We start from the raw sequence: 19,242 nt of genomic DNA, 5'->3' as shown, positions 1-19,242 counted from the left end.
GGATGGAATTCAAGGATTACTACGCCACGCTCGGGGTGGAACCCACCGCGGGCGATGCTGAGATCAAGACCGCTTACCGCCGCCTGGCGCGCAAGTACCACCCGGATGTGAGCAAGGAAGCCGGGGCCGAGGACAAATTCAAGGCGGTCAACGAGGCGTATGAGGCGCTGCGCGATCCGCAGAAGCGCGCGGCCTATGACCAGCTCAAGGCGCAGGGCTACCGGCCCGGCGAGGAGTTCCATACCCCGCCGAACTACGGCGGTGGGCAGGGCTATGATTTCGAGGAGGTGTTCGGGGGCGGCGCCGGTGGCGGCGGCTTCAGCGATTTCTTCGAAAGTCTGTTCGCGCGCCAGCGCGGCGGTGGCGGCGGGCGTGCCAGCGGTTTCGGCGGTGCCAGCCAGGGCCCGCAGCCGACCCGCGACACCCGCGCCAAGCTGTCGGTCCCGCTGGAGGCCGCCTACCAGGGCGACAGCCTGCGCATCAACGTCAACGGCAAGCAGCTGGATGTGCGCGTGCCCAAGGGCATCCGCCCGGGCCAGGTGATCCGCCTGACAGGGCAGGGCACCGGTGGCGGCAACCTGCTGCTGGAAGTGGAGTACGCCGAGCACCCGCAGTTCGAGGTGGATGGCCGCAACATCCTGTACACCCTGCAGGTGACCCCGTGGCAGGCGGCGCTGGGCACCAGCATCAGCGTGCCGACCCTGGGCGGTGCGGTGGACCTGAAGGTGCCGGCCGAGTCCGATGCCGGGCGCAAGCTGCGCCTGCGTGGCCGTGGCCTGCCGGGCAACCCGGATGGCGATCAGATCGTGGAGCTGGAAATCATCGCACCGGCGCCCACCGATGAGGCGCAGAAGAAGGCCTACAAGGCGCTGGCCAAGGCCTTCGGCGAGAAGGTGTGAGGCATCGGCATCACGCCGTCGGCGGTTCCTGGTGGCTGAAAACGCGCTCCAGCACCTCCGACAGCTCGTCTTCGGAGAACGGCTTGGTGATGTAGGCCTTCGCCCCCTGCCGCATGCCCCACATGCGGTCGGTGTCCTGGTCCTTGGTGGTCACCAGGATCACCGGAATGTGCCTGGTCGAGGCGTCGCGGGCCAGCGTCCGGGTCGCCTGGAAACCGTTGAGGTTGGGCATCACCACGTCCATCAGCACCAGATCGGGCAGCTCGGCCTTGGCCGCTTCCACCCCGGCCGCGCCGTCGGTGGCGGTCAGGATCTGGTGCCCGAGTTTCTCGACGATCCGCTGTATCCCCAACAGCTGCGACGGTGAATCGTCGACGATCAGAATGCGTGCCATGGTGTTCCCCGTGTGATGCCCGCAGTGTAGTGCGGGCATCGCGCCGTCGTGAAGCGCCGGGCGTGCCGTCCGTCGCCCGGCTGCCACGCTCAGTCGATTCGTACCACCGTGCGGCCGTGGTTGCCGCCGGCAAGCAGGGTATCGAACGCCGCCGGCAGGCCATCCAGCCCGATTTCGCCCGTACAGATGGCGTCCAGATGCGCCGGCTTCCACGCAGCACCCAGCTTCTCCCAGACCGCTTCGCGCAGCTCGCGCGGTGCACTGGAGGAGGACACCCCGATCAGCGACACGCCGCGGATGATGAAAGGCATCACCGTCATCTCCAGCTCCGCGCTGGCGGCCAGGCCGGCACTGACCACGGACCCGTAAGGCACGGTCTGGGCCAGCAGGCTGGTCAGCATCGCGCCACCCGCGTTGTCCAGCCCACCGCCGAAGCGCGCCGACTCCATCGGGCGGGTGGTTGCCAGCACCTCACGCGGCAGGACCTCGCGCGCACCCAGGCCACGCAGATAGTCGGCCTGGTCGGCCTTGCCACTGATCGCATGCACCTCGAAGCCCGCGCGGGTAAAGATGTCCACCGCCAGCGAGCCGACCCCGCCGGTGGCCCCGGTCACGGCCAGCGGCCCGTGGGCAGGGGTCTGCCGGTTGTCCAGCATCCGCACCAGGGCCAGCGCGGCGGTGAAGCCGGCCGTGCCCAGGATCATCGCCTCGCGCGGGGTCAGTCCCGTCGGTTGCCGGATCACCGCGCTGGCGGCCAGGCGCACATACGGGCTGTAGCCGCCATCGCGGGTCTCGCTCAGCCCGCAGCCGGTGGCGAGCACCGCATCACCCTCGCCGTAGGCCGGATCGGTCGAGGCGACCACCGTGCCTGCCACGTCGATGCCGCCGACCAGCGGGAAACGCCGCAGGATCCTGCCCTTGCCGGTGCCAGCCAACGCATCTTTATAGTTGACCGAGGACCAGTGCGCGCGGATCACCACCTCGCCCGGGTTGAGCTGCGCCAGCCCGATCGGTTCCAGCCCGGCGTGGTAGCCGGTATCGTCCTGGTGGATGCGGAAGGCGTTGAACCGGTCGGGAATTGCCATGAAGATGCCTGACGGGGGGAAACCACTACCTTACCCGCTGCGGTTATGAATCGTTCCCGGAGATGCGTGACCCCTTCCAATCCTGTCGATCTGCCCCATCTAGTAGAATCGACAACGTTTTAACGGTTGACGGTGCGGGAGTGGCCCGCAGGCAACCTTACCTTGATGGAGCGTGCATGGCCTGGAATACACCCGGCGGCAACAAGGGCGGACAAGGCCCCGACGAGAATCGACGTGGGCCGTTCGGTCCTCGCGGTGGCGGCAATGGCGGCGGTTGGGGCGGTTTGCCCGGTCCGTTGAAAGACCTGTTCGATGGCGGCATCCTGCGGTGGGTCGCGGTGGCTGCGGTGTTGCTGCTGCTGTTCTCCAGCTTCCAGCTGATCGGCGAACAGCAACGCGGTGTGGTCCTGCGCTTTGGCCAGTTCTCGCGCATCCTGGGGCCCGGCCCGAACTTCAAGCTGCCCTGGCCGATCGAGTCGGTGACCAAGGTCAACGCCACCCAGATCAAGACCTTCAGCAGCCAGGTACCGGTGCTGACCCGGGACGAGAACATCGTCAACGTCTCGGTCAACGTGCAGTACCGCATCGCCGATCCGCAGCAGTACCTGTTCGGTTCGGTCTCGGCCGACCAGGTGCTGGAGCAGTCGGCGCAGAGCGCGGTGCGCGAACAGGTCGGTCGTGCCGATCTCAATGCCGTGCTGAACAACCGCGGCCCGCTGGCCGTGGTCGCCGAAGAGCGCCTGCAGACCTCGCTGAAGGCCTATCAGACCGGTCTGGTCGTGACCGGCCTGACCCTGCCCGATGCGCGCCCGCCGGAAGAGGTGAAGCCGGCCTTCGACGAGGTCAACGGTGCCCAGCAGGTCAAGGAACGCCTGATCAACGAAGCCCAGGCCTACGCGGCCAAGGTCGTGCCGGAAGCGCGCGGCCAGGCCTCGCGTGCACGTACCACCGCCGAAGGTTACAAGCAGGCCGTGGTTGCCAAGGCCGAGGGTGATGCCGAGCGCTTCAGCCTGCTGCAGGCCCAGTACAAGGACGCCCCGGAAGTCACCCGCAAGCGCCTGTGGCTGGAAACGGTGCAGACGGTGCTCTCGGAGAACCGCAAGATCATCGGCGGCGATGGCCGCCAGCTGATCTACGTGCCGATGCCGGGCGACACCCGCACCAGCACCAACGCCGCTCCGGCGGTGACCCCGGAAGTCATGCTGCCGTCGCTGCCTGCCAGCACGGCCGTGGATGGCGTTCGCAATGCGGAGCGTCCGACGACGCGCCCGACCGGTCGTGAGGAGGGCAGCCGATGAGAAGTTCACTGTGGATTGGTCTGGCCGTAGCGGTCCTGCTGGGCCTGCTGGGCTCGGTGTACGTGGTCCGTGAGGACCAGACCGCGATGGTGTTGAACCTGGGCAAGGTGGTCCGTGCGGACATCAAGCCGGGCCTGCACTTCAAGGTGCCGCTGGTGGAAACGGTGCGGGTGTTCGACCGCCGCTTCCAGGTGCTGGACACCGCGCCGGCGCGTTACTTCACCGCCGAGCAGAAGGACGTCAGCGTGGACTTCTTCGCCATCGGCCGGATCTCCGACGTGCGCAGCTACTACCGCGCCACCGGCGGCGATGCGACCCTGGCCAACGCCCGCCTGGCGCCGATCATCACCGACTCGCTGCGCAACCAGATCAACTCGCGCACCCTGCAGCAGCTGGTGTCGGGCGACCGCACCGAACTGATCGCCAACCAGTTGACCGGCATCAACAAGGCGGTCAAGGAACTGGGCATGGAGATCGTCGACCTGCGCATCAAGCAGATCGACCTGCCCACCGACAGTCAGGTGATCAACGATGTGTACGAGCGCATGCGCGCTCAGCGCAAGCAGGAGGCCGCAAAGCTGCGCGCCGAGGGTGAGGAGCAGTCGCTGACCATCCGTGCCCAGGCGGACCGCGACAGCACGGTGATCGTGGCCGAAGCCGAGCGCGATGCGCAGCAGCTGCGTGGTGCCGGCGATGCCGAAGCCGCGCGCATCTACGGCAAGGCCGGCTCGGCCGACCCGTCGTTCTACGCCTTCTACCGCAGCCTGGAGGCCTATCGTGGGTCGATGGCCGACGGTAACGGCGTGATCGTGCTCGACAAGAACGACCCGTTCCTGCAGTACCTCAAGAGCGATCGCTGAGGCCGCAGGCGGCAGGTAACCCACGGGGACCCGGTGCAGACCGGGTCCCCGTTTTGTTGGTGGAGATGTCATGAAAGAGTTGTTCTCGGCCCTGTGCCTGGTCGCCGTGCTTGAAGGCCTGTTCCTGTTCGCCGCCCCGTTGGCCTGGAAGCGCATGGCCGAACAGCTGTTGATGCTGCGCAGCAGCGCCCTGCGTGCGTGGGGCGGGATGATCCTGCTGGCCGGCCTGACCACGCTCTGGTGGATCCGTCACGCATAGCGCCGGACGTTGCCCGGCCCCTGACACGGTTGCCGGCCTCTGGCCGGTACTACCCGGTGGGCCCCCGTCCTGACCGGTTGCCAACACGGGCCGCCAGCGGGGTGGCACCTGCCCAGGGAAACCCGGATAATGCAAAAAAGCCGGACGGGCCTCCCCGTTCGGCTTTTTCCGTGTCTGGGCCTTCCATCGCCGGCCGCTCCCCGTTTGGAGCCGCCATCACCGCGCTGGCCAGCCCTGCCACGGTTTACCCGTCCGCGGCCCCGATGGCCGCAACATATGAGGAGCCCGTCATGGGTCAGTCTGTCGTAGTGCTTGGTGCCCAGTGGGGCGATGAAGGCAAGGGCAAGATCGTCGATCTGCTCACCGAGGAAATCGGTGCCGTAGTGCGTTTCCAGGGCGGCCACAACGCCGGCCACACCCTTGTCATCAATGGCAAGAAGACCGTGCTGCACCTGATCCCGTCGGGCATCCTGCGCGAAGACGCGCTGTGCCTGATCGGCAACGGCGTGGTGATCTCGCCGGCCGCGCTGCAGAAGGAAATCGCCGAGCTGGAAACCTCCGGCGTGGAAGTGCGTTCGCGCCTGAAGATCTCCCCGGCCGCGCCGCTGATCATGCCGTACCACATCGCCCTGGACCAGGCGCGCGAACGCGCTGCCGGCGGCAAGGCGATCGGCACCACCGGCCGTGGCATCGGCCCGGCGTATGAAGACAAGGTGGCGCGTCGCGGCATCCGCATCGCCGACCTGCATTACCCGGCCCAGCTGGAAGAACTCCTGCGCACCGCGCTGGATTACCACAACTTCGTGCTGACCAAGTACCTCAATACCGACGCGGTCGACTTCCAGAAGACCTACGACGAAGCACTGGCCTTCGGCGAATACGTCGAGCCGATGAAGTCCGACGTCGCCGGCATCCTGCACGACCTGCGCAAGCAGGGTAAGCGCGTGCTGTTCGAAGGCGCCCAGGGCGCACTGCTGGACATCGACCACGGCACCTACCCGTACGTCACCAGCTCCAACACCACCGTGGGTGGTGCACTGGCCGGTGCCGGCGTCGGCGCCGATGCGATCGACTACGTGCTGGGCATCGCCAAGGCCTACGCGACCCGCGTCGGCGGTGGCCCGTTCCCGACCGAGCTGGACGATGAAGTCGGCCAGGGCATCCGCGACCGCGGTGCCGAATACGGCGCCTCGACCGGCCGCCCGCGTCGCTGCGGCTGGATGGACATCGTCGCGCTCAAGCGCGCCGTGGCCATCAACGGCATCAGCGGCCTGTGCATCACCAAGCTGGACGTGCTCGACGGCATGGAGAAGCTGAAGGTCTGCATCGCCTACGAATACCGTGGCAAGCGTACCGAGTACGCGCCGCTGGACGCGCAGGGCTGGGAAGAATGCACGCCGGTGTACCTGGAGTTCCCGGGCTGGACCGAGAACACCCACGGCATCACCAACTGGGATGACCTGCCGCCGGCCGCCCGCGCTTACCTGCGCGCGCTGGAAGAGCTGGCCGGTTGCCCGGTCAGCATCGTCTCGACCGGCCCGGACCGCGACCACACCATGGTCCTGCAGGACCCGTTCGCCTGATCAGGCGCGGGCGTGCCGGGCATGCCCGGTAGTGCCTGAAGGTGCAGGAAAAGCCCCGCGAAAGCGGGGCTTTTTCGTGGCGGGGGCGCCTCAGCGCTGGCCGATGCCCATCCGCACTTCGGACAACTCCAGGTTGCCGTCCTGGTTCGCATCCAGCCGTTGGAAACGCATCTCCGAGGAGCGGCGCATCTCTTCGGCACTCATTTCGCCGTCACCGTTCTGGTCGGCGATGCGTACCCATTCGGCTGCCGAGAACTCGCCATCACGCTGCGGCCCCAGCACCGCCTGCACTTCATCGACGCTCACGCGGTAGTTGTGATCCGCATCGACCACACGGAAGAACGCGTCACCGTCGTACTCATCACGGCTGACCTTGCCATCGCCATTGCGATCCAGCATCGCGAAGCGGTCCGATGCGGTGGCAGGCAGGTCCTGCGCCGCGGCAGCACCTGCTGCGAGTACGCCAGACAACGCGAGCAGGGCGATACGGGGCGCGGACATCGTCACGGTCTTCTCCAGAACGGGCAGGGCGTGCCGTCAGGGCCCAGTGTCCGCCGCGTGGATGACCACGACAACGGCAATTTCCCGCATTCGCGCCAGTAGTTTTACTGAGTGCGCCCGGGCAGCTGACCGCAACGTTCGCGCCCGCGCCATCGACACCATGGCATGCTGTGCAGCCACTCAACGAGACGCCGGGGCGGCATGGAAACGGGAGATCAGGCGGGCATCGGCATGAGCAGCGCGTACCTCGCCCTGCATGCGGTGGTATCCGAGCTTGAAGTGCTGTTGCGCGGCGACGGCGAACGCCACTGGGCGGACTGGATGCGGCGCGTCATCACCCAGCTCGAGCAGGGCAATGCCGGCGCGCCGGAAAGCCTGCTGCGCGCCTACGGTGGCATGGGGTCTTTCAACGACCTCGCGCTTGGCCAGGATTACAGCAACGGCCGCTTCCAGTGGAAGGCAGACGCTGGCGAACTCAATGACCGCCTGGATGCGCTGCGCGGCCGTGCCTGGGAACTGGCGCGGGCGATCCGGGACGCTACCCGGCCCCCGTTGATCAGAGCGCCTGCTGACCTTTCAGCACCGGATAGGGATTGATGGATTCGCCTTTCCACCACTGCTTTTCCGGGCCCAGTACGTGGATCTCGAAATGCAGGTGCGGCGCGTCGGGGCTGGCATTGCCGGTGCTGCCGACATAGCCGATCACCTCGCCACGCTTGATGGTCTTCTTCTCGGCCAGACCGTCGGCATAGCGGTCCAGGTGCGCGTAGTAGTAGCAGTAGCGGCCGCTCGGCTCGAACTGGTACACGGTCAGCCCGCCCCGCACGCTGTCGAACAACTTTTCGACCGTCCCATCGGCAACCGCCAGCACCGGCGTGCCGTTTGGCGCAAGGATGTCGATCGCATCGTGCACGCGACCTTCGCTGCGTGCATCGGTGAAGGTGTCCTGCAGTTGCTCGGCACCGATGCCCTGCACCGGGAGCAGCAAGGCCCCGGCCGCGTTTTCCGGTGCCGGTGCGGCACCGCCCGCGTCAGGCGCGGGCGGTGTGGGCGTGGTCTGGATCGGTACCGGCGTCGGGGCCGGGGTGGCAGCAGGTGGCGGTGGCGCATCGAGTGCGGCGCGGGTGGAACTCGTGGCCGAGCCTATCTTGGCCGGCTCGGCGGCTCCCAGGCGGGCAGAGGGGCCAGGCCCCAGCAGCCAATACCCGACCACGCCGATGACCAGGCCCACCGCCAGCAGTCGCAGGATCTTCATCTGCTTACTCCTGCATCACGACCGGCACGGAGGCATCCACGGCGTCGGCCACCTGCAGCGCATCCCAGTTGGTCATGCGCACGCAGCCGTGCGATTCGGTCTTGCCAACGTGGCCGGGCTCCGGGGTGCCGTGCAGGCCGTAGTGCGGCTTGGAGATATCGATCCAGACCACGCCGACCGGATTGTTCGGGCCGGGCGGCAGCACCGCTTTGCTGTCACCGGCCTTGGCGTCCCAGAACAGCTTGGGGTTGTAGTGGAAGGTCGGATCGCGCGAAATGCCCAGGATCTTCCACTTCCCGATCGGCAGCGGGTCATGCTTGCTGCCCGAGGAAACCGGGAACTGCGCATACACCTTGCCCTCGGCATCGAACAGGCGCAGCGTCGAGTCGGATTTGTCGATCACCAGCTTGCTGGCCTTGGCCAGCGGCGTGACGGAGATGTTCGGTACCTGGATCACACTGCCGGCCTTGCCCAGGTCCACGCCCGGGTTGAGGGTTTTCAGCAGTTCCGGCGAGGCATGGAAGCGTTCGCCCAGCGCTTCTTCCACCGAGCCGAAGCCGAGCGCTTTCAACTTGGCCTGTTCGGCCGGGCCCTTCGGCACGGGGTTGAACGGGCCGGCAACGTCCTCGGCGGTCAGCGTATAGCGCACCAGGGGCGGAGCGCTGTCCGGCTGCAGGGCCTTCCACGTCGCATCGTCCAGTTCGCCGGTGACCTTCAATCCTCGCGCGGCCTGGAAGCCGGAGACCGCGCGTTTCTGGTTCGAACCGACTTCGCCATCGATCTGCCCCGGCGAGAAATGGGCGCGATCCAGCAACACCTGCGCGTGCAGATCAGAGCGGACGCCGGTCGCCACGGGTGTCTTGGCGGTGGCCGTGTCAGCGGGAGTGGGCGCGGGTGCCGTCTGTGCGACCGCCCAGCCGGAGGACGCTCCCAAGGCGAGGGCGAGCGCGGTGAGGCGGGCGATTCGGTGCAGGCGAAGGGACATCGGCAACTCCAGCGGGAACGTGTTTCCACCATGCCTGCCCGGTGTGCGCACTCGCCGTGAAAACCCTGACGCGCGGCTGAGTGGCGTACGGGAATCCGCCTACGGCGCGCCTAAGGTGAATCCATTCACAGCGTGATCACGGCAGTCGGTCAAGCCGCTGGCCCCGGCGCCGATACCAGCCCACCCCCCACGTTTTTGGATGTCTCATGAATTATCTGCGCAACGTCAGTGTCGTCTGGCGTCTAGGTATGGGTTTTGGCCTGTTGTTGCTGCTGGTGGCGGCCGTCGTGACCACCGGCGCGACCGGCAGCGCCGTGCAGAAGCGCGCGATGCAGCAGGTGGTCGAGGTCAACGTGACCAAGGTGAGGCTGCTCTCGGACATGCTCGATGCCAACAACCAGATGATGGTCGTGCGCCGGGAGATGCTGATCCGCCAGGGCGACGGTCTGGCCGATGACGAAGCGCGCATCGCCGCGCTGGTCGCGCGCTATGAAGCCAGCTGGGCCGCCTACCAGGCGCTGCCCACGCAACCCGAGGACAAGACCATCGGCGAGGCCATCGCGGCGGCCCGCGCGGTGGCGCGTCCGCTCAACAAGCAGATGAGCGAACAGCTGCAGCAGGGCGATGTTGCCGGTGCCACGGCGCTCACCCTCGGCGCCGTGCAGCAGGCGGCCAATGGCTGGAACCAGGCGCTCAGCAATGGCGTGGTCTACGAGGAAAAGCAAAGCCGCCAGGCCGCTGCCGAGGCGATCCGGCTGGGTGAGCGGACCCTGCTGCAGTTGCTGGTGCTGGGGGCGATCGCGCTGGTGGTCGGCATCGCCGCCTCCGTGCTGATCGGCCGCAGCCTGACCGGTCCGCTGGCCCGCGCCGTCGGTCTGGCCAACCGGATGGCCAAGGGTGATCTGGCCGACGACGTGGATCTGGGCGGCCGCGATGAGATCACCCAGCTCGGCAACGCGATGGCCACGGTTCGGCAGAGCGTCCAGGGCGCCATCGCCGCGCAGCTGGACATGGCGCGTCAGCATGAAGCCGGGGCCATCAGCCATCGCATGGATGAGACGGCCTTCCCCGGTGATTTCGGGCGGATGATCCACGCCACGAACGCGTTGGTCGGTTCTCACGTCGCCGTCGAGTTCCACATGGTCGAGGTGATGCAGCGCTACGCGATCGGCGACCTCAGTCGCGACCTGGACAGCTACCCCGGCGAGAAGGCCGTGTTGACCACCACCATGGCCAACGTCAAGGACAGCCTGATGGCGATCAACCAGCAGATCGAAACGTTGGCCGCCGCCGCGCGTGCCGGTGACTTCTCGGTGCGCGGCAGCGAGCAGGCCTTCCAGTTCCAGTTCCGGGCCATGGTGGCCCAGCTCAACGGCATGATGGCCAGCTCACAGAGCAGCATCGCCGACCTGTCGCAGGTGCTGCGCGCGATCTCCACCGGCGACCTGACCGCGCGGATGGAGGGCCACTACGAGGGTGTCTTCGCGCAGATGCGCGACGATGCCACGGCGACCGCCGGGCAGTTGACCGGCATCGTGCGTCAGATCCAGGGCGCGGCCGGCAGCATCAACGATGCCGCGCAGGAACTGGCGGCCGGCCACAATGACCTGTCGCGCCGCACCGAGCAGCAGGCCGCCAATCTGGAGGAGGCGGCCGCGTCGATGGAAGAGCTGACCTCCACGGTCCGGCAGAACGCCGAACTGGCCAACCAGGCCGACCTTGAAGCCCATGCAGCCGGTGCCGCGGTCAAGGCGACCGAGCAGGCGATCGCGCAGATGGCGGCGGTGATGAGCCAGATCGACCAGTCCTCGGCGCGCATCGCCGAGATCTCCTCGGTCATCGACGGCATCGCGTTCCAGACCAACATCCTGGCGCTGAACGCTGCGGTGGAAGCGGCCCGCGCCGGCGAGAACGGGCGCGGCTTCGCGGTCGTCGCCACCGAGGTCCGGACCCTGGCCCAGCGTGCCGGCACCGCGGCCAAGGAGATCAAGGAGCTGATCGACGACGCCAGCGCCAACGTCAGGACCGGGCTGAATGTCACGGTGCAGTCCGAAGCGGCGATCGCCCGCCTGACCCAGGCCAGTTCGCGCACCAACCAGCTGATGAGCGACATCGCCGCGGCGACCAAGGAACAGGCCGCGGGCATCGAGCAGGTCAACCAGGTGGTAGTGCAGATGGACCAGGTCACCCAGCAGAATGCGGCGCTGGTGGAAGAAGCCACCGCCGCCAGCCGCGCGCTGGAGCAGCAGGCGCACGCACTGACCGGGTCGGTGGCGGTGTTCACCCTGGAACCCGATGCCACGGCGCGGGTCCGGCCGGCGCCGTTGCAGGCGGCATGATCGCGCGGCCCGCCGGGTAAACCGGAACGCCCCGCGTCGGCGGGGCGTTGTGCCGGTCGAACCCGTCCGCCGGCGCACGCTGCCGGCGGACGGGCTCAGTCGTCGTTCTCTTCCGCCGCCTCGCGACCCTGCTGGCGGATCAGCGCTTCTTCGCGCGCATCGTTGATGGCATGGCGTACGCCATCCAGGTCGATGCTGCTTTCATCCTGTTCGAATTCGCCGGTCAGCACGCTGTCCGGCAGCAGGTCGCCGGCCTCGAACAGCGCCCACATCTCTTCGCCGTACCAGGTCTCCAGCAGTTCCGGCGCCCAGCGGCCCAGATAGGCGGTGAGGTTGTTGACGTCGCGCAGCAGCATCGTGCGCGCGGCGTTGTTGCCCGCCGCACTGACCACCTGCGGGAAATCGATCACCACCGGGCCTTCCGGGCCGACCAGCACGTTGTACGGCGACAGATCGCCGTGGATCAGGCCGCAGCACAGCATCCGCACCACCTGGCGGACCAGGATCCGGTGGAACTCGCGGGCCTGTTCAGGACTGAGCTCGACCTCGCCCAGGCGCGCGGCGGAATAGCCCTCGGCATCGGTGACCAGCTCCATCACCAGCACGCCGTGGAAGTAGCCGTACGGCTCGGGCACGCGCACGCCGGCATCGCGCAGCTGGTACAGCGCTTCGACCTCGGTGTTCTTCCAGGCCGCTTCCTGCTGCTTGCGGCCGTAATTGCTCGCCTTGCCCACGGCGCGCGCTTCGCGGCTGCCACGAACCTTGCGGCCTTCCTGGTACTGCACGCGCTGCTGGAAACTGCGCTGGGCCATGTCCTTGTAGACCTTGGCACAGCGCACATCGTCGCCGCTGCGGACCACGTATACCGCTGCTTCCTTGCCGCTCTTGAGCGGGCGGAGCACTTCATCGATCACGCCGTCGTCGATCAGCGCCTGCAAGCCTTGGGGGGTCTTCACGGTATCTCGGGAATCGGCTGGCGCGGGGCCTGCCCTGGAGGGGGAGGGATTTTCGCATCTTCGGGCCGGGGGAGCCATCGACCCGGCCCGGCGCAGTGAGGTCGTTCAGCTGCGTGTACGTGCGCGACAGCTTGAAATCTGATTCACATCGGCGCGGCAGGCTGGGGCCACCTTCCAAGGAGTGTCGCCCATGATGCTGTCCCTGCTGCGCCGCACCGGTGCCGCCCTGGCCATGTTGCTGGCCGTTTCCACCGTGCATGCCCGCCCTGCGGCCACCGATACCGTGCTGATCGTGGTCAGCGGCGAAGGCCGCGACCAGGGCAGGACCCGTCCCGGCTTCGAGATGGACGAGTTCGCGCAGGCCTACCTGATCTTCCGCGACAACGGCCTGGCGGTGCAGGTCGCCAGCCCGCAAGGCGGACCGGTCGAGGCCGACAAGTTCAACGCCGAGGAGCCCTTCAACGCACGCGTCCTGGCCGATCCGGCCGCGGCCGCACTGCTGGCCGATACCCGCGCCACCGCGACCCTCAGCGCCGCCAACTATGCGGCGGTCTACGTGGTCGGTGGCAAGGGCGCGATGTTCGACCTGCCGGCCGACGCCGCGCTGCGGGGGCTGCTCGGCACGATGCACGACCGTGGCGCGGTGGTCGCGGCGGTCTGCCACGGCCCGGCCGCACTGGTGGACGTGCGGCTGGCGGACGGATCGCTGCTGGTGGCCGGGCGCCGCATGACCGGCTTCACCAATGCAGAGGAAGGGGTGTTCGGCAAGCGCTGGGCGAAGGAGTTTCCGTTCCTGCTGGAAACCGCGCTGCGCGAGCGTGGCGCGCGCTGGGAGCAGGCGCCGCTGATGATGCCCAAGCTGGTGGTGGACGGGCGCCTGATCACCGGGCAGAACCCCTATTCGACACCGGCCGTGGCCGAGGCGATCGTGCGGGCCACCGGCCGCACGCCGATCGCGCGCACGCCGTGGCGCGATGAGGCCAGCATGGCGCTGGTGCAACGCCTGCTGGCCGGTGAAGGCGAGGCGGTCAAGCGCGAGCTGGCCAGCAACCGTACCGGCTATCACGATCAGCTGATCGGCGTGCTCGGCTACTACCAGCTGCAGGCCGCGCAGGACGATGCGGCGGTACGTGACGCGCTGTCGATCATGCAGCTGGCCGCCCCGTACATGAGCGAACCGCAGCTGCCGCTGGGCATCGCACAGGCGCATTGGCGGCTGGGCGAGGTGGCACAGGCGCGCGCGGTACTCGGCAAACTGCTGGAAACCCACCCGGACATGGCCGAAGCTAGGCAGCTCAAGGACACGATCGAAGGCTGACCCATGGACGATGGCCTGCACATCCTGGTGATCGAGGACAACCCGGCGCTGCGCGCCGGCATGGCCACGCTGCTGGAGGCCCGCGGCCATCGCGTGGCCTTCGCCGCCGATGGCCGCAGTGGCCTGCGGATGGCATTGGAAGAACCGCCGGATGTGCTGGTACTGGACCTCACCCTTCCGGGCATGGATGGCCTGCGCGTATGCAGCCATCTGCGTGAGCAGGCCGACCGCCACATCCCGATCCTGATGCTGACCGCGCGCGACACGCTGGCCGACAAGCTGGTCGGCTTCCAGGCCGGTGCCGATGATTACCTGGTCAAACCGTTCGCAGGCGAGGAACTGCTGGCGCGGTGCCTGGCCCTGGCCCATCGGCACGGCCGACGCGACGGGCATGTGCTGCGCGTCGGATCTCTCGGCATCGACCGCCGCAGCGGGACCGTACACCGCGGTGAGCAGCCGATCGAGTTGCCGCAGACGGCCTACCGCCTGCTGGTGCTGCTTGCCGAAGCCTGGCCGCGTACGGTGACCCGCAGCGAGTTGATCCGGCGCCTCTGGGGCGATGAAGCACCGCCCTCGGATCCGCTGCGCTCGCATCTGTATCTGCTGCGACAGGGGCTGGACAAGCCCTTCGACCGGCCGATGCTCAAGACCGTGCACGAGGTCGGCTTCAGGCTGGAGGCCGACGCATGACGGCACGGGTGCATCGCCTGCGCAACCGGTTGATGCTGGCCTTCGCGGTGTTCGCGCTGGCGGTGGCCGGCCTGTTCGGCCTGTACGTGGCGGTGTTCGTGTACAGCGTCGAAGACCGGTTCTTCGATGCAATGCTTGAGCAGGAAGCGCAGCAGCAACTGGAGCAGCGGGCCGCGAGTGGGACCTGGTCGCCACCGCGCAATGCGTTCATGGCGGTCCATGACAGCCCTGCCAGCTTCCCCACGGATCTCAAGGCCGCCTTCGATGCTGAGCCGTGGCGCCGCGAGATCGGCGGCACCGAAGGGCGGCACTATCACCTGCGCGCGCTGCCGCCGGGCGGAGCCGGTACACCGGGATGGCTGGTCGCCGAGGTCAGCCAGCAGCTGGTGGTGCGGCCGATGCGCAGCCAGATTCTGGCGCTGCTGGTCTGGTCCGGGCTGGCCGTGGTGGTGGTCGCCATCCTGGCCGGCGCATGGCTGGCGCGACGGACCACGCGTCCCTTGTCGAAGCTGGCGGCGCTGGTCGACGGCATGGCGCCGGACAGGTTGCCGGTGGGGTTCGCCGGGGACTTCCCCGATGACGAGGTCGGCGTGCTCGCCCGCGGCCTGGACAATCTGAGCGGGCGCGTGCGTGCCTTCATTGCGCGCGAGCATGCCTTTACCCGTGATGCCAGCCATGAGCTGCGCACGCCCCTGGCGGTGATCCGCAGTGCCACCGAACAGCTGGCCAGCGAACCTGGCCTGTCCGGGGCCGGGCGGCGGCAGCTCGCGCATGTCCAGCATTCGGCGCGTCAACTCGAACAGACCGTCATCACCCTGCTGACACTGGCCCGCGAAGAGAACGTGGAACAGGACGCGACGCCACTGGCGGTGCTGCCGGTGCTGGAACAGGTGGTGGTCGAGCAGGCCGTGCTGCTGGAGGGCAAGCCGGTGGCGGTGCGGGTGGACGTGCCAGCCGACGTGAGGCTGCCGGTACCGGGGCCGGTGCTGCACATGCTGCTGGCCAATCTTGTCGGCAATGCGTTCGCGCATACCCGGGCGGGTGAGGTGTACATCGATGTGGCGGCTGGACGACTGCGCATCCGCAACACGGCGCCGGCAGGTGACCCTGACACGATCATGCAGCCATTCGCGAAAGGCGAGGGCAGCGCCGGCTTCGGGCTCGGCTTGGCGATCGTGCACCGGCTGTGCGACCGCTTCGCCATCGATCTGCGCATCGAGGGAACCGAGCACGCCACGGTCGCCAGTTTCAGCGTGCAGTAAGATGCACGGCCGGCCCTGCGCGTATGTCAGGACTTGCCGGCCGCTCGCTTGCGGGCGCCGGTCGCTGCCGTCTTTTTCGCCGGCGCCCCGGTGGCGGTTTTCGAGGCTGCTTTGCCGGTGGCCTGCTTGGCGACGGTCTTCTTCGTCGCCTTCTTTACCGTTTTCTTGATCGCGGTTTTCGTCGTCGCTTTTTCAGCGGCCTGCTTCGCCGTCTTCTTTGCAGTCTTCTTGGTGGCCTTCGCGGGCGCTGCTTTCGCAGCGGCCTTCTTCGCAGCTGTTTTCTTTACCGCTGCCTTCTTCGTCGCCGCGGTCTTCGAGGTCTTCGTGGTCTTGGCGGCGGTCTTGTTCGCACTACCGCTCTTCTTCCCGCCACCATCCTGCTTGTTGACCGTGGCCCAGGCGATGCGCTCCGCAGCCGCTTCGCTGCGGCCCTGGTCTTTCTCGCTTTCCTCGATGTGCTCGGCGTTGCGCTTCTGCTTGTCGGTATAGCTGGATTTATCACCGCGCGGCATGGTCATGCTCCTGTCTGGTGACGAAGGTGGCGCCGCTCAGGAGAGCGTGCGCACCTTCGGTTCGCGGGCCCACTGCCGCGTAGCGGCGGCGGCAAGGAAGGCCTTGGCATCCTCGGCTTCCACCACCCCGGCATCGTTGCCGACACGCGCGATCTTCAACAGCGCCTGCGCGCCATCATCGGCGGCGATCGCCTTCAGGTGGACCCAGGCATCGCTGACGAAATCGATTGCGGCCGATTCCTTGCCCAGCTTCTTTGCCGCCTCGGGGCTGAGTACGACGGCCACCGCATCGAAGACCACCGACGGCGTACCGGCCAGCTGGCCATCCGCCGCCAGCGTCTTGCCGTCACTGAGCCTGGCGCCGCCGATCTTGGGCGCAACCAGCTTGACGCTGGCGCCGGCCTTGTCGGCCGCCTTGCGCAGGTTGGCGATCAGCGCCGCATCGGAGCCCTCGTCGAACAGGATGCCGATGCAGCGACCGGTCAGCAGGTCCTTGGTGCGGCCGATGATGCGCACTTCCGGCGCCTTCGGGAAATCCTGCGCCGGGGTCTGGGTGGCGGCCGGCTCGGGCAGGGCCGGCATCGCCAGACCATCGGCAACCCGCTTGGCCAGGGCCTCATCGATGTTGCGCAGATGGCTCACGGTGCGCTCGCGCACCTTGACCGTCTCCACCTTGGACAGCTCGAACACCAGCGCCGAGGCCAGATGGGCCTGTTCCGGTGCCTCCAGGCTGCGGAAGAACATCCGGGCCTGGCTGTAGTGATCGGCGAAGCTGTCTGCCCGCACGCGCCCCTTGCGGCCGTCATCCGGCGCGGTGGCGTGGCTCGGGAAGCCATCGGCGGTCTCGCGCGGGCTGTCGCCCTGCAGCGAACTGGGATCGTAGGCGACCCGTCCCTTGGGGATGTTCATCTGCATGTGCCCGTCGCGCTGATGATTGGCGAAGGGGCACTTGGGCGCATTGACCGGAATCTGATGGAAGTTCGGGCCGCCCAGGCGGCTGAGCTGGGTATCCAGGTAGGAGAACAGGCGGCCCTGCAGCAGCGGATCGTTGCTGAAGTCGATGCCCGGCGGCACGTTGGCCGGGCAGTAGGCGACCTGCTCGGTTTCGGCGAAGAAGTTGTCCGGCCAGCGGTCCAGCACCATGCGCCCGATCACGGTCAGCGGCACCAGCGACTCGGGAATGATCTTGGTCGAATCCAGATGGTCGAACGGGAAGGCCTCGGCCTGTTCCTCGGTGAACAGCTGTACCGCCAGTTCCCACTCGGGGAAGTTGCCGGTGGTGATCGCCTCGAACAGATCACGGCGGTGGAAGTCGTTGTCCGCGCTCTGCAGCTTCACCGCCTCGTCCCAGACGGTGGACTGGATGCCCAGCTTCGGCCGCCAGTGGAATTTGACGAAGGTCGACTCGCCGGCATCGTTGATCAGGCGGAAGCTGTGGATGCCGAAGCCCTCGATGGTGCGCAGCGAGCGCGGAATCGTGCGGTCGCTCATCGCCCACATGATCATGTGCATCGACTCGGGCATCAGCGAGACGAAGTCCCAGAAGGTGTCGTGCGCGCTGGCTGCCTGCGGGAATGCCCGGTCCGGCTCCATCTTCACCGCGTGGATCAGGTCGGGGAACTTGATCGCGTCCTGGATGAAGAACACCGGGATGTTGTTGCCGACCAGGTCCCAGTTGCCCTCCTTGGTATAGAACTTGACCGCGAAGCCGCGCACGTCACGCGGGGTGTCGACCGACCCGGCGCCACCGGCCACGGTGGAGAAGCGGGTGAACACCGGGGTGCGTACGCCCACTTCGTTGAGGATCCGCGCCCTTGTGTACTCGCCAAGCGAGCGGGTCAGCTCGAAATAGCCGTGCGCCGCGCTGCCGCGGGCATGCACGATGCGCTCGGGGATGCGCTCGTGATCGAAGTGGGTGATCTTCTCGCGCAGGATGAAGTCTTCCAGCAGGGTCGGCCCGCGCGGGGTGGCGCGCAGCGAGTTCTGGTTGTCACCGACCGGAATGCCCTGGTTGGTGGTCAGCCCGGGGTGGCCGTTGCCCGCGCGCTGGTGCAGTTCATCCCCTTCGCCGCGGACATCGGTGGCGGGTGCGGGGGCGTTCTTCGTGCTTTTCTTGCTGGCGGCCATGAGGCGACTCCGGGAGCTGGCGGGAAGGGGGATCACCTCACACTGGCGGGCCGGGCGTTAATCGAAGGTGCGAAAACACGACGCTGCTTGCACCCGCGCTTCACATGCGGCGCCCGGGCGCTGGGTGAGGCGCGCGCGGGCAGGTATCCTTGGGCGCGTCTTCTCCTGTCTTTCCCAGCCGCATGCGCGTTGAACCCGCCGACATCGAAGCCCTGTTTGATGCGATCCCCGACGTCCTGTTCTTCATGAAGGACTGCGACGGGCGCTATACGCACATCAACCAGACCATGCTGCGCCGGCTGGGCCTGAAGTCGCGCAAGGAGGTGATCGGGCGGACCGCGGCGGAGATCTATCCCACCGGCCTGGGGGCCGATTACGCCACCCAGGACGAGCAGGTGCTGGCCGGCAAGGTCATCGAGAACCTGATGGAACTGCATCTGTTCGCCAACCGCGAGCCGGGCTGGTGCCTGACCTGCAAGCGGCCGCTGCTGGTGGACGGGCAGATCCGCGGGTTGATCGGCATCTCGCGCGACCTCGGCCAGAAGGACAGCCTGGGCACCCAGTACGAACAGCTGCGCCTGGCCCTGGCCCATCTGAATGCGCATTACGCCGAGAACGTGCGCATGCAGACCCTGCTCGACATCACCGGCTTCTCGCTGTCCAAGCTGGAGCGCACCTTCCGCAAGGTGTTCCAGATGACCCCGCAGCAGGTGCTGACCCGGCTGCGCATCCAGATGGCGGTGCACCTGCTGCACGGCCCAGACAGCATTGCCAGCATCGGGCAGGCCTGTGGCTTCACCGACCAGAGTGCGTTCACCCGCAAGTTCAAGGCCGAGGTCGGGCTGTCGCCCCGGGCCTATCGCGCCCAGATCGGGGAGCGCGCCGCCGCCTGAGGCGGGGTGGGGCTTGTGGCCTATGC

At 67.5% G+C, this 19,242-nt stretch carries 19 protein-coding genes; 11 read left to right on the top strand and 8 right to left on the bottom strand.

Features of this window, described 5'->3' with window-relative positions:
• The first annotated feature begins 2 nt into the window (after positions 1 to 2).
• Positions 3 to 899 (top strand): DnaJ C-terminal domain-containing protein, encoded by an 897-nt coding sequence (locus tag BIZ42_RS04705; protein WP_019186087.1) that lies wholly within the window; start codon positions 3 to 5, stop codon positions 897 to 899.
• Between the two features lie 10 nt (positions 900 to 909).
• Here BIZ42_RS04705 and pilH read toward each other — a convergent pair whose 3' ends face one another.
• Positions 910 to 1,293 carry a twitching motility response regulator PilH gene (pilH, locus tag BIZ42_RS04700; protein ID WP_019186088.1) on the bottom strand — a complete coding sequence of 128 codons (384 nt, stop codon included), beginning with the start codon at positions 1,291 to 1,293 and terminating at the stop codon, positions 910 to 912.
• Positions 1,294 to 1,382: 89 nt separating this feature from the next.
• Positions 1,383 to 2,378 carry a YhdH/YhfP family quinone oxidoreductase gene (locus BIZ42_RS04695; protein WP_070425697.1) on the bottom strand — a complete coding sequence of 332 codons (996 nt, stop codon included), beginning with the start codon at positions 2,376 to 2,378 and terminating at the stop codon, positions 1,383 to 1,385.
• Positions 2,379 to 2,554: 176 nt separating this feature from the next.
• Here BIZ42_RS04695 and hflK point away from each other — a divergent pair, with 176 nt between their 5' ends.
• The 4 genes from hflK (at position 2,555) to BIZ42_RS04675 (ending at position 6,378) form a co-directional block, all read left to right on the top strand.
• Positions 2,555 to 3,676, top strand: coding sequence for an FtsH protease activity modulator HflK (hflK, locus tag BIZ42_RS04690; protein WP_070425696.1), 1,122 nt, complete (start codon positions 2,555 to 2,557; stop codon positions 3,674 to 3,676).
• On the top strand, positions 3,673 to 4,536 hold the full coding sequence (locus tag BIZ42_RS04685; protein ID WP_070425695.1) for a protease modulator HflC: 864 nt from the start codon (positions 3,673 to 3,675) through the stop codon (positions 4,534 to 4,536). Before hflK ends, BIZ42_RS04685 begins: the two co-directional genes overlap by 4 nt.
• Before the next feature lie 70 nt (positions 4,537 to 4,606).
• Positions 4,607 to 4,795, top strand: coding sequence for a DUF2065 family protein (locus tag BIZ42_RS04680; protein ID WP_070425694.1), 189 nt, complete (start codon positions 4,607 to 4,609; stop codon positions 4,793 to 4,795).
• 290 nt (positions 4,796 to 5,085) lie between these two features.
• A complete protein-coding gene (locus BIZ42_RS04675) occupies positions 5,086 to 6,378 on the top strand; it encodes an adenylosuccinate synthase (RefSeq protein WP_019183490.1) in 1,293 nt (430 codons plus the stop codon).
• A 90-nt stretch (positions 6,379 to 6,468) separates the two neighbouring features.
• On the opposite strand, the gene BIZ42_RS04670 is transcribed toward BIZ42_RS04675, so the two are convergent.
• Positions 6,469 to 6,879 carry a hypothetical protein gene (locus BIZ42_RS04670; protein ID WP_070425693.1) on the bottom strand — a complete coding sequence of 137 codons (411 nt, stop codon included), beginning with the start codon at positions 6,877 to 6,879 and terminating at the stop codon, positions 6,469 to 6,471.
• Between the two features lie 165 nt (positions 6,880 to 7,044).
• Between BIZ42_RS04670 and BIZ42_RS04665 the strand changes: the two genes are divergently transcribed.
• Positions 7,045 to 7,476 carry a hypothetical protein gene (locus BIZ42_RS04665; RefSeq protein ID WP_216636706.1) on the top strand — a complete coding sequence of 144 codons (432 nt, stop codon included), beginning with the start codon at positions 7,045 to 7,047 and terminating at the stop codon, positions 7,474 to 7,476.
• On the opposite strand, the gene BIZ42_RS04660 is transcribed toward BIZ42_RS04665, so the two are convergent.
• Positions 7,436 to 8,134: a M23 family metallopeptidase gene (locus BIZ42_RS04660; RefSeq protein ID WP_070425691.1), complete on the bottom strand. Its 699-nt coding sequence runs from the start codon at positions 8,132 to 8,134 to the stop codon at positions 7,436 to 7,438. The genes BIZ42_RS04665 and BIZ42_RS04660 overlap by 41 nt on opposite strands.
• Positions 8,135 to 8,138: 4 nt before the next feature.
• Positions 8,139 to 9,119 carry a L,D-transpeptidase gene (locus tag BIZ42_RS04655; protein WP_070425690.1) on the bottom strand — a complete coding sequence of 327 codons (981 nt, stop codon included), beginning with the start codon at positions 9,117 to 9,119 and terminating at the stop codon, positions 8,139 to 8,141.
• Positions 9,120 to 9,325: 206 nt separating this feature from the next.
• Here BIZ42_RS04655 and BIZ42_RS04650 point away from each other — a divergent pair, with 206 nt between their 5' ends.
• Positions 9,326 to 11,458, top strand: a complete 2,133-nt coding sequence (locus BIZ42_RS04650; protein WP_070425689.1) for a methyl-accepting chemotaxis protein — start codon at positions 9,326 to 9,328, stop codon at positions 11,456 to 11,458.
• Positions 11,459 to 11,553: 95 nt separating this feature from the next.
• On the opposite strand, the gene BIZ42_RS04645 is transcribed toward BIZ42_RS04650, so the two are convergent.
• Positions 11,554 to 12,414 carry a PA4780 family RIO1-like protein kinase gene (locus BIZ42_RS04645; RefSeq protein ID WP_070425688.1) on the bottom strand — a complete coding sequence of 287 codons (861 nt, stop codon included), beginning with the start codon at positions 12,412 to 12,414 and terminating at the stop codon, positions 11,554 to 11,556.
• A gap of 190 nt (positions 12,415 to 12,604) precedes the next feature.
• Here BIZ42_RS04645 and BIZ42_RS04640 point away from each other — a divergent pair, with 190 nt between their 5' ends.
• Genes BIZ42_RS04640 through BIZ42_RS04630 form a run of 3 tightly spaced genes read left to right on the top strand, consistent with a single transcriptional unit; the run spans position 12,605 to position 15,684 of the window.
• On the top strand, positions 12,605 to 13,732 hold the full coding sequence (locus BIZ42_RS04640; RefSeq protein ID WP_083279784.1) for a DJ-1/PfpI family protein: 1,128 nt from the start codon (positions 12,605 to 12,607) through the stop codon (positions 13,730 to 13,732).
• A gap of 3 nt (positions 13,733 to 13,735) precedes the next feature.
• On the top strand, positions 13,736 to 14,422 hold the full coding sequence (locus tag BIZ42_RS04635) for a response regulator transcription factor (protein WP_070425687.1): 687 nt from the start codon (positions 13,736 to 13,738) through the stop codon (positions 14,420 to 14,422).
• Complete coding sequence (locus BIZ42_RS04630) at positions 14,419 to 15,684, top strand: HAMP domain-containing sensor histidine kinase (RefSeq protein ID WP_070425686.1); 1,266 nt, start codon at positions 14,419 to 14,421, stop codon at positions 15,682 to 15,684. The genes BIZ42_RS04635 and BIZ42_RS04630 overlap by 4 nt, the downstream gene beginning before the upstream one ends.
• Before the next feature lie 26 nt (positions 15,685 to 15,710).
• Here BIZ42_RS04630 and BIZ42_RS04625 read toward each other — a convergent pair whose 3' ends face one another.
• Positions 15,711 to 16,196: a HupB gene (locus BIZ42_RS04625; RefSeq protein ID WP_070425685.1), complete on the bottom strand. Its 486-nt coding sequence runs from the start codon at positions 16,194 to 16,196 to the stop codon at positions 15,711 to 15,713.
• Between the two features lie 36 nt (positions 16,197 to 16,232).
• Positions 16,233 to 18,323 carry a catalase gene (locus BIZ42_RS04620; protein ID WP_019183478.1) on the bottom strand — a complete coding sequence of 697 codons (2,091 nt, stop codon included), beginning with the start codon at positions 18,321 to 18,323 and terminating at the stop codon, positions 16,233 to 16,235.
• A gap of 182 nt (positions 18,324 to 18,505) precedes the next feature.
• On the opposite strand from BIZ42_RS04620, the gene BIZ42_RS04615 reads away from it, so the two are divergent.
• Positions 18,506 to 19,216, top strand: a complete 711-nt coding sequence (locus BIZ42_RS04615; protein ID WP_019183477.1) for an AraC family transcriptional regulator — start codon at positions 18,506 to 18,508, stop codon at positions 19,214 to 19,216.
• Positions 19,217 to 19,242 lie beyond the last annotated feature (26 nt).

This window comes from Stenotrophomonas sp. LM091 (assembly GCF_001806305.1).
Lineage (GTDB): Bacteria > Pseudomonadota > Gammaproteobacteria > Xanthomonadales > Xanthomonadaceae > Stenotrophomonas > Stenotrophomonas bentonitica_A.
This window is presented reverse-complemented; position numbering and strand designations above follow the sequence as displayed.